This window comes from Streptomyces sp. NRRL F-5630, assembly GCF_000719475.1.
GTDB lineage: Bacteria > Actinomycetota > Actinomycetes > Streptomycetales > Streptomycetaceae > Streptomyces.
Genome location: NZ_JOGO01000111.1, coordinates 1 through 13,157 on the forward strand (window position 1 = coordinate 1; position 13,157 = coordinate 13,157).

Below are 13,157 nucleotides of genomic sequence, written 5' to 3' on the forward strand. Positions count from 1 at the left end.
CTCGGGGGCGGGGCCGGTGGTGCGTGGGGGCTTCGGCGCCGGGCCGGTGGCGTGGGAATCGGCAAGGCGCGAGACCGGGCGGGGTGGGACCGATGCCGGACAGGGGCCGGGGTGGGGGTGAGGCCGACGGCGGACACGGTCCGGATGGGGCGGCCAGGTTTGGTCGTACCTGGTCGGGAAACGGGCGAGAAGCGCCGCATAAGATGGCCGCACTGGTCCCGTCCGCCCCCGCAGCCGCCAGGAGTACCGCCCATGCCAGAGCGCAAGCACATCGAGTCGTGGCTCACCGACATGGACGGCGTGCTGATGCACGAGGGGGTGCCGGTGCCCGGCGCCGACGCGTTCATCCGCAAGCTCCGCGACTCGGGACGCCCCTTCCTCGTCCTCACCAACAACTCGATGCACACCGCGCGCGATCTGCACGTGCGCCTCAAGCGCATCGACCTGGAGGTGCCGGTCGAGAACATCTGGACCTCGGCGCTCGCGACGGCGAAGTTCCTCGACACGCAGCACCCCGGCGGCACCGCCTTCGTCATCGGCGAGGCGGGGCTCACGACCGCGATGCACGAGGCGGGGTACGTACTCACCGACGCGGACCCCGATTTCGTGGTGCTCGGCGAGACCCGCACCTACTCCTTCGAGGCCCTCACCCGCGCGATCCGCCTCATCAACAACGGCGCCCGCTTCATCGCGACCAACCCCGACAACACGGGCCCCTCGCCGCAGGGCGCCCTGCCCGCGACCGGCTCGGTGGCCGCGCTCATCACGAAGGCGACGGGCAAGGACCCGTACTTCATCGGCAAGCCGAACCCGCTCATGATGCGCACCGGGCTCAACGCGATCGGCGCGCACTCGGAGTCCTCCGCGATGATCGGCGACCGGATGGACACGGACGTCCTCGCGGGCCTGGAGGCGGGGATGGAGACCTTCCTCGTCCTCACCGGGCTCACGTCGGTCCCCGACATCGACAAGTACCCGTTCCGCCCGACCGAAGTGGTCGACTCCATCGCCGACCTGGTGGACCGCGTCTGACCGGCGGCGGACGCCGTGCCGGGCAACGGGCCCGGTACGGCACACCGTTGGCCTCCGCACACGCACTTCGTCCGTGACGGCGCGTGCCCGCACCCCCCGGAGGGCGTGCGGGCACGGGTGTGTCCAGGCGTGTGTCAGCCGTTGATCTGGTCGTTGGCCTCGGCGGCGCTGTTGGTCTCCTTGCGCGCCCGCTCCAGCGAGTCGACGAACTTGCTGAGCGTCGGCCGGAGCTGCTCCCAGTCGTCGCGGAAACGGTCCGCGCGCGGGCCCTTCCAGTAATCCGGGCTGGTCTTGGTGGCGCTGTTCAGCGCGGTGATCAATTCGTGCAGGTTCGTGTGCTGGTGCCCGAACGTCTTCGAGAGCGTCCGCAGTTGCCCAGTATCGGCGCCCTTCATGCCGTCGCCGGCCATGAAGCCTCCCCGTACTCCGTCGGGCGGCCTTTCCGCCCGCCGCGACGACCCTAACGCAAGCCGCGCCGAGGGGGCACGGGGAATGCCCCAAGCTGCTTGCCGCCATGCCTGTTTGCTCCCTAACGTGAGGAAGGCGAAGTGTTCTCGCGCGGCCCCGAACAGGAGAAACGGCATGGGGAATCCCTCGGAACAGCCCAAGGTGGACAATCCGATGAAGCAACGCCTGGAGACGTTGAAGCGGAATGTTCAGCAAGAGGTGGGAAAAATGGAGAAACACCTCAAGAAGGCGTCCCAGGATGTCGGTGAAGGCACCAGCAAGAAGTCCTGGGTGGGCAAGACCGCCGACGCCTGGCACGCGGACATCAAGGGAAACCGCGGCCGGATGCTGACCGCACTCAAGGAACTCGTCCCCGCCATCCAGCGGAAGATCGACAGCATGCCGGACAAGGTCCCGGCCAACGAGGCGAAGATGATGCGGCTCGATATGCGGTAGCGGAGCCCCTTTGGCGCGGGGTGTGCGGGTGGATGCGTGCCCGGCTCCATGGGTGCGCGCGGGGGCGACGAGGGACCGTGCCCGCCGCCGGGGCCGGGACGGGGCGAGGGGCCGGAGAGGCAACGTGGCGGCCCAGCCGGTGACTTCGGGGGCGGCCGGTCCGGGGCCGGTGCCGCGCCGGTTCAAGGACGAAGGCGATGTGCGGGCGACCGCCGTGCCGTCATAAGCCCCCCTTCGGTCCGTTCGCCGGGGAGGCCGGGCGGTGTGCGGAGGGGACAGATACCGTCAGGGGCGCATGGCGCCCGGGACGGACGCGGGGCGCCGGGGGCGGGGAAACACGCCAGCAGAGCAGCCGACTTCGGGAGAGACGATGAGTCACCGCCGCATCCGGACCGCTGTCGCCGCGGGGGCGGCCCTCGTGGTGGTCAGCGCCTGCGGGAGCGGCGGGGGCGACGGAGAGCCGGGGCCCAGTGCCTCCGTGCCCGAGGTGGCGCGTTACTTCCGCATGAGCGTCGCGCCGGACGGCATCCCGCCGAGGGAGCCCGCGTACCTGCCGCTCCGGTTCAAGAACGACGGCGACGTGCCTTTCGGAGCCCGCTTCGAATTCCGTATCACGCCCCTCCACCAGCCCGCGCTGAAGACGGGCCAGTGGCGGCTCGGCGTGAGCGACGACCCCGTCAAGGGGCCCGGCGAAGCGGTCGCGCTCACGAGCGGGCCCTCCGCCGGAGGACTGAGCGGGACCGCGTCCCTCAAGGTGCCCCGGGGCAGTTCGACGCGGTATCTCGCCCTCGGCAGCGACCGGCACGTGGACCGGGCGGGGGAGGGCGTGCGCGTGCGGATACGCGCCAGCGTCAAGGGCAAGGTCGTGGAGAACGTCACGCAGGACATCGACTTCCTCGCCGTCTCCCTCCACGCGGCCGAGCGCGAGAAGCCGCTCGGAAAGGCAGGCGTCTGGACGGAGTTCGCCTACCCCGTGAAGAACCTCACGCGTACCGACCTGCGCGACCTCCAGGGGGAACTGGTACTCGGCTGCCTCGACGGAAACGGGGGCCTGGCCGACCAGGTCTCATGCGTGTCCGCCGAGGACGGCGCCCAGCCCCCGTTCACCGCCGTGGAGTGGCGTACGGGCGGGGACTGGAAGCCGGTCCCGGGCATGGGCGGGGGACGCGAGAAGAAGCCCGCCCCCAAGTGACTGGCAATTTAGGGAAGTTCGACCTGCCTGCGGGGGGAAACCAGGAGATCCGGATACGGGTCAAGCCCTCCGCGGCCATGGAACGCGAGGACAAGACGGGGCGCCTCATGCTCACGCTCGTGCACCGGGACGAGAACAGGCTGCGGCAGTACGCCGAAACCCAGCAGGAGTTCCCGCTCTCCTGAGGGTGCGCGGCACCCCCGCTCGCGCGCCCCGACGACGAGCGGCGGGCCTCCGAGTCCGCACGGGCCGAGTCGGCGCGGCCGGGGATGGCGGCGCCCTGAGCCTGTGCGCGCCGAGCCGCGGCCTCCGGGCGCCCGTGCGCTCCGCGCCGCGGCCTCCGAGCCCGCGCGTCCCGAGCCCGTCGGTCGAGGCCGCGCGGGGGTGTGCCGCACCGCTGCCTTGGGGCCCGGTATCGCCTCTCGTTGACGCGGGCAACGTGGTGGCGGTGAACTGCATTGCCCTTCGCGGGCGTTAAGGTCGCCACCGGTCCGGGGCCCCGCGATGACATCCAGGCGGTGAGGCTGGTGTGGGAGGCCGAGCGCTGGCGCGGACCAGAGGGCTGGACCGGTGCCCCGGATGGTGCGGTCCGGCCCGCGGTAGAGGAAACCCTGGCGCACGGGTGCGCAGGTCCACGCGTGTGACGTGTGGGCGGGGCGATGAGCGGCCGTGTCCGCCGCCGGGACCGGAACGGAGGCGAGGGCATGTGGAGGCAACGTGCCGCCCCGGTCGCTGACTTCGGGTGCGGCCGGGGGGCGACCGGAAGCCCGGCCCCGTGTCGCTCCGGTTCAAAAGCGGCGGCGAGCCGCGGGAACCCGTCGGCCATTCCGCCGAATGGCCTGGGCGGGCGGGGCTGTTCCCGTTCGAGGGCGGTGGGTATTGTCCGCCTAGGCGCTCGCAGGTGAGGCGCCGGTCGTGGTCGCGGGTGGTCGTGCGCGTGGCCGGCAGTCGATTTCGGGGAGTAATGCGAATGAGTGGTCGCCGCGTCAGGGTCATGGTGCTCGCGGGGTCGCTCGCCTTGCTCGCCACCGCGTGCGGCGGAAGCGGCGACGGGGACGGGGACGGGAAGCCCACGGCGTCGTCGTCCGGTGCGTCGGTCCACCATGTCTTCATGCAAGTGAGCATGGCCGAGCTCGTCAAGGACGAGTCGGTGGCGCTTCGGGTCACGACCGGCAACGGAGGCCGTCCGATCAAGGATGCCTCGCTCGAACTCAGCCTCCGGACCGAGGGCATGGCCCTTCCTGAGGCGAGCGCGTTCAAGATCGAGTACCGCGACGGCGAGAAGGGGCCGTGGAAGCGGCTCCCGCTTACCGCCCGGGGTGGCAGCCTGCGCGGCGATGTTGTTACCGATGTGCCCGCCGGCACCTTGGACCGCCGGTGGCGGATCATCCCGGCCTTCGGCCCCACGGACATCATCCAGGTCGTGAAGCTGAGCGGGGTCCTGCGCAAGGGGGGTGAGAAGTTCGGTGAATCCACGTGGAAGGAACAACTGCACCCGGTCACCATCGAGCCCCGCGGCAGGAGCGACAGGCCCAAGCTCTCCTCCTCCGGTTGGTCCGAGTACGCCATCCGTGTGCGCAACCTGCTGCCCCGTCCCCTCACAGGGGTGAAGTTCGAGGCCGAGCTTTCCTGCGAGGGCGGAAAGGTGGGGGCAAAGGGGCCGTGTGACGCAGCGGAGGGTGACCCCCTCTTCGCGGCGCAGTACTTCGACGGTGACGGATGGAGGTCGCTCGACATCGCCGACAGCCCCGAGGAGAGTCATCTCCCGAATCGACTCGTGCTGGAAGACACGGAGGTGCCCGCGAAGGGGGAGAAGGAATACCGCTTCCGGCTCCGGGCCTTCCCCTCGCTGGGGGAGCGGTTCGACTCCGCAAACCTGGGGCTGGGGTTGATCTATCCGAAGGTGAAGAAGGGCCAGCTCGGACTCCTGGAATACAGCGGATACGCGGGCATCCCTATCGACGCGCCTTGATCTCCAAGCGGGGCGGTACCAGGCGCACGGCGTCCGCGTCGCCTTCCCTCGGCCCGTCGCCCCCGCCTGCTCACCGCCTCGCTCGCGTACGACGGCCGCCTACTTGTCGCCGTCGCCGTCCGCCGTCTGCTTCGGCCAGTCCCAGGCGTTGCGGGCGTCCGAGAACCGCCGGTACACCTTGGCGACGACGGTGGGGTCTTGGAGCCACTGGGCGTAGGCCTGGCGCTGGGTGGGAGTCATCTTGTCGCCATCCTTCACGGTGCCGTCGGCCTGGAGGAAGTTCTTTGAGGAGTCGTTGCCGATGTACTGGTGCGGGTCACCCTGCTTGGACGTGTCGAGGCCCAGTTCCGGCACACGTGCCCGCTGTTCCGGGTTCATACTGTCGATGCCCGCGATCTTCACGTCGTGGGGCAGGTGGGCGTCCCACTTCTCGCCCTTGCGCAGCAGGTCGTTGGCCTGGTCCTGGTAGCTCGCCTGCCAGCTGGAGTCGATCTCGGCGTCCTTGATCTCCTTGAGCGACCGACGGAGCTCACCGGGCGCGTCGCTCTTGTCGGCGTGCACGCCTTGCTTGATCCAGTCGGTGAGCAGGCCCTGCGCGGTGGAGTACGCACTGCCGATCACCGCGCCCTTGACGCCGGCGAGGCCCGCCCCGCCCAGGCCGCCGGCCGCGGCGCCCGTGAGTTGGTCGATGAGGCCGTCACGGAAGGCGTTGGTCTCCTCGACCCACTTGTCGATGTCCCCGCTCAGCTCTTCCTGGGATTTCTTCGTGTTGATGTAGTAGAAGCGCTTCATGAGCCCCTGTCGCACGCTGAGGTAGCCAGTGGCGTCGGTGGTGGTGCCCTTTTTGTCGGTCGTGTTCCCCACGTTGATCATCTGCTGGTCGTACGCCTGGAAGAGACTCCCGATGATGCCCGCACCCTTCGGGTCGCGGCCCGCCTCGACCAGCAGCTCCGCCCACAGGTCCTGCGAGACCTCGATCCCGGAGCGGCTGCTGTCCTGCGCCTTGAGGAAGGAGGCGTAGTCCCACTCCTTGCCACCGCTCCACAGCGAGTTGCCCACCGGGGACGTGACGCTCATCTCCAGGTCGTCCCAGTACGCGGTGATGATGTTGGTGTAGAGCTGCGCCGCGCCGTCGATGGGGTGGACACCTGGCATGTCCTCGCGGTGCTGGGCGTTCTGGAAGAGGAGGAAAGCGGTGTTCTTCTCGGCGAGTCGCGGGTTGTCCGTGCGGAGGGACACGGTGGCGCTGGTGAGCAGCTTCAGGAACGCCTCGCCGCGCTCCTTCGGGTGGTCGACCGACCACGGTCCCGTGTTGTAGAGGCTGCGGTCCACCCATTCCGCGTTGTGGTCCATCCACTCACCGGACGCCGCGGCGTCGGCGCCGATCGCGGTGAACAACTGGGTGTACGCGTCCTTGCCCCACTCACCCGCCATGAGGCCGCTCTGCCCCATCCACTCGACCTCGGACGCATGGGTCTTGACCTTGGTGTCCAGGACGCGGTCGCCGAGCGCGACGAGGAAGTCCTTGTCCTGCTTGCCGCCCGGGAGCAGCGGTATGAGGAGGTCGGGGCGAAAGACCTCGCGCGGGCCGATCGCCCCCTTGTCGAACCAGTGGTTCCACGCCTCTTGCTTCTGCTTCGCGGTTTTTCCCTCGAAGGCGACCTTTGTGTACGTGCCGAAGGTGTCCGCCAGGACCTTGCGGTCCGCCTCCAGCCGGTCGGGGTGGTCCTTGTAGCGCTCGTTCATGTGGTCGCCCATGCTGAGCGACAGCATGGAGAGGGCTTGGGGGCCGAGGGCGTCGTAGAAGCCCTTGAGGTAGTCGGCGTCGGTGGAGTTGGTCGTCAGGGTCGCGAAGATCTCGGGGGAGATGTCGCCCTTCTCGATCTGGTCCTTCCATTTCTCGCCGGCTTTCTTGCCGTCCGCCGCGGCCTGCTTGGCCGCGCCGACCTTGGCCTCGTCGATCCGCACGTAGCCCTTGACGCTGTACTGCGTGTGCTCGGCGATCGAGAGGTGCAGGCGGCGTCGCAGTCCGGGGAGCTGGTTCTCGGCCCAGCCCGCGATGGTGCCGAGTCGTACGAGTGGGTCGGTGTCGATGCCGTACTGGCCGAAGCTCGACTTGATCCACGTGACGGAGTTCCGCAGCTCCTTCTGGTCCGAGTCGAGCGAGGCGATGGTCTCCGCCAGCTTGTCCGGGTCGATCCCTGAGAAACCCATGATGAACAGCCCCCGTTGTACGTCCGTTGCCGGTACGGGAGCTCGTAGTACCCCGTACCGCCGCCTTGGCCGGAGCCAGTATCACGCAAGCGTGTGCGGTGGTCAGCGGGCCGGGTACGGTCATTGCCGCGAGACGGACCGGCTGTGGGGCGACGTTGACACTTATATCTGGAAAAAGAGGCGGACTTGTGCGCGGACGCCGTATGAAGATCGCGGCCCTGGCCGCGGTGATGGCCCTCGCCGCGGGGGCGTGCGGAGGGGAGGGGAAGAAGGAGGGGGAGCCGGTTGCCTCGTCCGGGGAGCCGCTCCCGCTGATCATCTCCGCCAGTCCCACCACGGGTGCGGAGCAGACCTCGATCATGGTCAGGCTGCGCGGCCAGATACAGGGGGCGCCGGGCCGGACGACTTTTGATGTGACGCTCACGCCGGGCAAGCAGCCCGAAGGGGCCGCCGCGGCGTGGAAGCTCGCCGTCACGGACGAGTTCGGCGAGCATGCGCAAGCGGTGCGGACGAGGCCCGGCAGTACAGCGGGGCAACTGAAGGCCACGGTGGTGAGGAAGCTCACCGATCTGCCCGCGCGCTTCCTCCTCCGCCTCGACACCCCGCCGAGGCGGGTCATCGGGCAGAGCGTCCGGCTCGGTCTCGTCGCGCGCACGGGGAAGAAGGTGATCGGCCGCTCTGCCCGGACCATCGCGTACCCGGCCGTCGAGGTCGTCGAGCCCTCCGCCCCCAAGCCCCTTGGGAAGGCGGGCGCCTGGAGCGAGTACGCCTTCACCGTGCGCAACCTGACCAAGGAGCCGCTCGACGGCTACTCGGCCGACCTGAACCTCAGCTGCGAGGTGGACCTTGAGGACGCGCCCTGTGCCGCGAAGGGCACGACGCGGGCCCGGGCGTGGGAGGCCGTGCAGTGGCGGGGGCCCGAGGGGTGGGCCGACGTGTCCCCCGAGGACGGCGGGGAGCAGCACGGCGCGGACAGAACGACGGGGCTCAGCGGGCGGTTGGACGTACGGGAGCTGGCCCTGCCCCCGAACGGCAGCCGGGAGATACGGGTGCGGATCAAGCCCGGCGCGGGACTGGTGCGGGACAAACGGACTGTGAAGATCTGGCTGGGCTTGACGAAGCCGCACAGCGCGGAGCCGAAGGAGCCGAGCTCCGCGGAGTTGAGGCTGCCCTGACGGGAGGGCGAGGCGAGGGGGCCAGGGGCACGCACTCCGTCCCCCTCGCCCCCACCCGGGCTCCCCTCACTCCTCCCCCGGCAACACCGCCTGCGCCGGGCTCAGTTCGCCGCCCAGGACGAAGAAGCCGCGCCCCGTGGGGCCGCCGCCGCTGCCCGAGGGGAGCCGGACGCCGAAGACCTCGCCGTCCTGCGCGCCCGAGGGCGAGAGGATGAGGCCGTTGCGGCTGCGCCTGGCCTGCACGACGAATCCCCGGTACTGCGAGGACAGCGTGTCCGCCGCGCCCGCGGCGATGACCCCGATGCCGCCGTCCATGCCGTCCTTGACCAGCTCCTCCAGCGCCTCGTCGAGCGGTGTGTCGTAGAGGAGTTCGGCGTCGTCGGCGAGGATCACGTACGCGCCGCTCGCGCTCTCCACGTACCCCTTCAGCTCCGCCTCCGAGGCCGTCCCGTCGAGGACCGCGAGCACGCCGTCCCGCCCGTCGAGCGCGCGCAGCGGCGAGCGGCGCGGCGTGATGACGATCAGCTCGGTGCCCTGCCGCAGCAGCGCGTGGGCCGCCGTCAGGAGGGTGCTGGAACGGCCCGAGCGCGGCGGCCCCGTGATCACGAAGCCGGGCCCGTTGGCGTCCAGGTCCACGCCCATCGGCTCCAGCTCGTCCCCGCCCACGGCGAAGAGCGCCCACAGCGGCGAGGGCGGCGTGAAGTCCGGTACCAGCTCCATCGCCGCGCCCGCCTCGATGCGCGAGGGCAGGATGTCCACGCGCAGCGGGCGGGGAGCGCGCCGGGACGGCGGCGCGACGGCGCGCGCGAGCCGCTGCAACTCGGCGACCTGCGCCTGCCCCGTGCGGTCCGCCGTGAGCAGCGCGACCTGGGACTCCCGCACGCCGTCGTCGGTCGCACGGAGGAGGCGGCCCGGCTGCATCTCTCCGGGCACGTCCTTGGCGCGGATGCCGACGAGGCCGTAGTCGCCGGTGTCGGCGAGCCGCAGCACGAGCCGCTGCCCGAAGACGGAGGACACGTCCCCGGTGAGGCCGGTCCGGTCGGTCGCGAGGACGACCTTGATGCCGAGGGCGGGCCCCTCCCTGAACAGCCGCCGCGCCGCCTCGACGAGCCGCCCGTAGTCGTAGTTCTCGAAGGCCGTGCGGAACGCGTCCCAGCCGTCCACGAGGACGAGCATGACCGGCAGCCGCTCGCCCTCGGGCGCCGCCGCCCGCTGCTCGGCCGCGCTCGACTGCCCCCGCTCGGCGAGCAGCGTCTGCCGCCGCCCCAGTTCGGCGAGCAGCCGCCCGAGCAGCCGGTCCACGCGTCCCGTCTCGTCCCGCGTGACGACCGCGCCGCAGTGCGGCAGCGCGGCGAGCGGGAGCAGGGCGTTGGCGCCGCAGTCGATCCCGTACACGTGCACGTCCTCGGGCGAGCAGGTGCGGGCGAGGGACCCGGCGAGCGTGCGGAGCACCGTCGAGCGGCCCGAGCGCGGGCCGCCCGCGACCATGACCTGCTCGCCGTCGAGGAGGTCGAGCGCGAGGACCTCGCGCGCCTGCCGGGCGGGCAGGTCGGTGATGCCGAACGGCACGAGCGGCAACTCGCCCGGCCCGAGCGCGGGTTGTCCCGTGTCCGGCAGTTCGGCGAGCGTGACCTGCTCCGGGATCGGCTCCAGCCACGGCTTGCGCGGCGTGGGGCAGCCCAGGAGCTTCGCGCCCTCCGCGATCGCGTCCACGAGCACCGCGAGATCGGTGACCATGGTGCCGTCGTCGGCGTCGCCGCCCCCGCCGCCCGGCAGGGCCCGCCCGTAGTCCTGCCAGTCGAGCAGCCGCACGGCGACCTCGGCGGCGGCCCCCCGGTCGCCCGGCCTGCGGCCCCCGATCCGCGCCGACTGCACGCCGGTGAGCGACTGCGAACCCGAGCGGACGTAGCAACGTCCCGGCGTGGATTTGGAGATGAGCGCCGACTCGGCCGCCTCGATGACGTCCCGGGACTCCTCCGCGTTCGTCACGCGCAGCGCGATCCGCAGGTTGGTGTTGGCGCGGATGTCCTGGCTCACGACACCGGCCGGGCGCTGCGTCGCGAGCACCAGGTGCACCCCGAGCGAACGGCCACGCCGCGCGATGTCGACCAGACCGGCGACGAAGTCCGGGAGTTCCGCGACGAGCGAGGCGAACTCGTCGATGACCAGCATGAGGCGCGGCATCGGCTCCAGGTCCGGGCGCAGCCGCCGCGCGTCGTTGTAGTCCTCGATGTCCTTCGTCGCGGCGGCGAACAGGATCTCCTCGCGGTGCCGCAGCTCGGCCGCGAGGGAGTCGAGCGCGCGCTCGGTCAGGTGCGCGTCGAGGTCGCTCACCATGCCGACCGTGTGCGGCAGGCGGGCGCAGTCCTGGAAGGCGCTGCCGCCCTTGTAGTCGATGAGGACGAAGTTCAGGCTGTCCGGCGTGTTGTTGAGCGCGAGCGAGGCGATCAGGGTCTGCAACAGCTCCGACTTGCCCGCACCCGTCGTGCCCGCGATCAGGGCGTGCGGCCCGTCGCGCCGGATGTCGAGCACGAAGGGGCCGTCGGCGCCGACCCCGATGACGGCGGAGGTCGTGGACCCGCCGCGCTGCCACAGCGCGGCCACGTCCCGCCCTTGCGGGTCCGGGAGCCCGACGAGGTCCAGGAGGCGTGCAGCCGTGGGCAGCGCCGAGTCCGCGTCGTCGCGGCTGATGTCCCGTACGGGCGCGAGCGCACGCGCGACCCGCGCGCACCACGCCGTGCTCACCTGGTCGGCCAGCACCTCGCCCGCCGACTCGTACCCGTACCCCAGCAGCCGTACCCGCGCGGACGGTTCGGCGGGCCAGCACACCGCGGTGCGGCACTCCTCGGGCAGCACCCGCTGGTCCTCGTCCACGCAGATCGCGTAGATGCCGACCGCGGGCCCCTCCTGGAGCAGCCGCGGCACCCCGGGGACGCGGCGCAGGAGCCGCGCGCCGTCCAGGACGAGCAGGATGTGCGCCTCGGGGCGCAGCGCGTCGTGCGAGACGGAGTTGCGCGCGGCCTCCTGCCTGCGGTCCAGCTCCGCCGTCACCTCGGAGACCCTGCGGCTCACCGTCTCGCCGTCCGTACCGAGCAGCGCGACACAGCCCTGACCCTGGCGGGGCGCCGCGTGCGGCAGCCAGTGCGCCCACTCCCAGCGCTCGGCCGCGTCCTTCGCCGAGGAGAGCACGACGAGCGAGAGATCGCGCGGGGAGTGCAGGACGGCGGCCTGCGCGGCGAGCCAGCGCGCCGAGGCCACCGCGCGCTCGCGGTCGCCCGCGACCCCGATCACGCCCAGCTCGGTGAGCGGCAGCGTCAGCGGCACGCTCGCCACGACAGGCGGCTCGGGCTGCTGCTCGCCCCCCGCGTACCCGCCCTGGACGAGGTCGATCTCGGCGGGCAGATCGGCGAGCCCGACCCGCAGGTGCAGCGCGTCCACGTCCGTGATCCGCCGCTCCCACAGCCGCCCGCGCGGCCCCGTCGCGAAGAGCAGGGCCTGCGCCGGGTCGGGGAAGCCGGCGCGACGCCGCGCCTGGTCGCGCGCGCTCAGCTCGGCGAGCTTCTCCTCGTGCGCGGCGAGCGCCTCGCGGTACTCCTTCAGCTCCGTGCGGTGCCGTTTCCTGCCGTGCCGCCGGTCGCTCCACCACTGCCCGAACACCATCACGGGGGACATGAGACAGAACAGCAGCATGTAGGGCGACTTCATCATGAAGTACATGCCGAGGCCGAAGAAGAGCGGCAGGATCATGGAGAGGAGCTGGAGCCGCTGCCCCTCGGTCTTGCGGGGCTCCTCGGGTATGTCGAGCCGGGGCCGGGCACGAGGCGAGATCAGGCGCGGCGGGCGGTTGTAGGCGAGCCCGCCCTCTCCGGTCGGGGTCAAGTGGGCGTCGGGCGGCCCCGGTTCGGCGAGCGCGAACACCGAGTCCCCGCAGGACAGGAGTGCTTCGGGAGGCCAGGTGGTCTCCTCGCCGACCTCCTCGCCGTCGAGCGTGAGCGTCACGCCGGGGGCCGGTGCGACGGTGACGGTGCCCGCGTGGTCGACGGTGAGGCGCGCGGCGAGGGCGGGCAGGCTGGGCTCCTCGATCCGTACGGTCGCGTCAGGGCCCGAGCCGAGTGTGCTCGCCCCGAGCGCGACCCGCGCCACGCGGCCCGCCGCGGGACCGCCGCACACCCGGACCTCGAAGCGTCCGCCGGGCTCCGCGTGACCGACCCACGGGCCGATCGCGTCGTCCGTGGAGACGCGGACACCGTCCCGCAGGAGCGGCCCGACCGGCTCCTCGGGCACACACCGCCGCCCGTCGACCCACAGGCTCGGCGGTGCCTCGTGCAGCCGCGTGACCTGCGCGGGAAGGCCGCCGCCGGGCAGGCCGGGGAGCCCGAACGCCGCCGTGCCCCCCTGCCGTGCGGCGCGCCGCAGCGCCACGGCGACCTCGGCGGCCGTCGCCCGCTGGTCCACGGTGACCACCGCGTCCTGCTCCGGCGTGCCCTCCTCGACGAGCGTCATCCGTACGCGCATCCGTACCGTCTCCCCCTGCCAGCCTCGCTCGCGCCGCACTCGAACCTCCGCGCGCGGTACGGAAATCATGCCGCATCGGGGGACGGAGGGGGGTGGGCGGCCTGTGAGCGGGCGGAGGAGGGGCGGAGCAGGGGAGGTTCCGGCGGCCCTGAGG

At 71.6% G+C, this 13,157-nt stretch carries 9 protein-coding genes; 6 read left to right on the forward strand and 3 right to left on the reverse strand.

Features of this window, described 5'->3' with window-relative positions:
• The first annotated feature begins 252 nt into the window (after nucleotides 1–252).
• On the forward strand, nucleotides 253–1,032 hold the full coding sequence (locus IF99_RS0128680) for an HAD-IIA family hydrolase (protein WP_031001040.1): 780 nt from the start codon (nucleotides 253–255) through the stop codon (nucleotides 1,030–1,032).
• A 134-nt stretch (nucleotides 1,033–1,166) separates the two neighbouring features.
• Here the strand turns inward: IF99_RS0128680 and IF99_RS0128685 are convergent, their stop codons facing one another.
• Nucleotides 1,167–1,442 (reverse strand): WXG100 family type VII secretion target, encoded by a 276-nt coding sequence (locus IF99_RS0128685; protein ID WP_031001042.1) that lies wholly within the window; start codon nucleotides 1,440–1,442, stop codon nucleotides 1,167–1,169.
• A 265-nt stretch (nucleotides 1,443–1,707) separates the two neighbouring features.
• Here IF99_RS0128685 and IF99_RS35295 point away from each other — a divergent pair, with 265 nt between their 5' ends.
• The 4 genes from IF99_RS35295 to IF99_RS0128705 all read left to right on the forward strand — a co-directional run bounded on the left by IF99_RS35295 (nucleotide 1,708) and on the right by IF99_RS0128705 (nucleotide 5,099).
• Nucleotides 1,708–1,935 (forward strand): hypothetical protein, encoded by a 228-nt coding sequence (locus IF99_RS35295; protein ID WP_234340904.1) that lies wholly within the window; start codon nucleotides 1,708–1,710, stop codon nucleotides 1,933–1,935.
• 370 nt (nucleotides 1,936–2,305) lie between these two features.
• A complete protein-coding gene (locus IF99_RS0128695) occupies nucleotides 2,306–3,127 on the forward strand; it encodes a hypothetical protein (RefSeq protein ID WP_031001046.1) in 822 nt (273 codons plus the stop codon).
• Complete coding sequence (locus tag IF99_RS34190) at nucleotides 3,124–3,312, forward strand: hypothetical protein (protein WP_158716673.1); 189 nt, start codon at nucleotides 3,124–3,126, stop codon at nucleotides 3,310–3,312. The genes IF99_RS0128695 and IF99_RS34190 overlap by 4 nt, the downstream gene beginning before the upstream one ends.
• 785 nt (nucleotides 3,313–4,097) lie before the next feature.
• Nucleotides 4,098–5,099, forward strand: a complete 1,002-nt coding sequence (locus tag IF99_RS0128705) for a hypothetical protein (protein ID WP_051703748.1) — start codon at nucleotides 4,098–4,100, stop codon at nucleotides 5,097–5,099.
• A gap of 99 nt (nucleotides 5,100–5,198) precedes the next feature.
• Here IF99_RS0128705 and IF99_RS0128710 read toward each other — a convergent pair whose 3' ends face one another.
• Nucleotides 5,199–7,313, reverse strand: coding sequence for a hypothetical protein (locus IF99_RS0128710; protein WP_031001051.1), 2,115 nt, complete (start codon nucleotides 7,311–7,313; stop codon nucleotides 5,199–5,201).
• 203 nt (nucleotides 7,314–7,516) lie between these two features.
• On the opposite strand from IF99_RS0128710, the gene IF99_RS0128715 reads away from it, so the two are divergent.
• Nucleotides 7,517–8,488 carry a hypothetical protein gene (locus IF99_RS0128715; RefSeq protein ID WP_031001052.1) on the forward strand — a complete coding sequence of 324 codons (972 nt, stop codon included), beginning with the start codon at nucleotides 7,517–7,519 and terminating at the stop codon, nucleotides 8,486–8,488.
• Between the two features lie 66 nt (nucleotides 8,489–8,554).
• Here IF99_RS0128715 and IF99_RS0128720 read toward each other — a convergent pair whose 3' ends face one another.
• Nucleotides 8,555–13,003: an FtsK/SpoIIIE domain-containing protein gene (locus IF99_RS0128720; protein WP_031001054.1), complete on the reverse strand. Its 4,449-nt coding sequence runs from the start codon at nucleotides 13,001–13,003 to the stop codon at nucleotides 8,555–8,557.
• Nucleotides 13,004–13,157 lie beyond the last annotated feature (154 nt).

Excerpts from the sequence above, each read along its gene's own strand:
- IF99_RS35295 (WP_234340904.1), top strand. The coding sequence starts at position 1,708 with ATGGAGAAACACCTCAAGAAGGCGTCCCAGGATGTCGGTGAAGGCACC.
- IF99_RS0128705 (WP_051703748.1), top strand. The coding sequence starts at position 4,098 with ATGAGTGGTCGCCGCGTCAGGGTCATGGTGCTCGCGGGGTCGCTCGCC.
- IF99_RS0128685 (WP_031001042.1), bottom strand. The coding sequence starts at position 1,442 with ATGGCCGGCGACGGCATGAAGGGCGCCGATACTGGGCAACTGCGGACG.
- IF99_RS0128695 (WP_031001046.1), top strand. The coding sequence starts at position 2,306 with ATGAGTCACCGCCGCATCCGGACCGCTGTCGCCGCGGGGGCGGCCCTC.
- IF99_RS0128680 (WP_031001040.1), top strand. The coding sequence starts at position 253 with ATGCCAGAGCGCAAGCACATCGAGTCGTGGCTCACCGACATGGACGGC.
- IF99_RS0128715 (WP_031001052.1), top strand. The coding sequence starts at position 7,517 with ATGAAGATCGCGGCCCTGGCCGCGGTGATGGCCCTCGCCGCGGGGGCG.
- IF99_RS0128710 (WP_031001051.1), bottom strand. The coding sequence starts at position 7,313 with ATGGGTTTCTCAGGGATCGACCCGGACAAGCTGGCGGAGACCATCGCC.
- IF99_RS0128720 (WP_031001054.1), bottom strand. The coding sequence starts at position 13,003 with ATGCGCGTACGGATGACGCTCGTCGAGGAGGGCACGCCGGAGCAGGAC.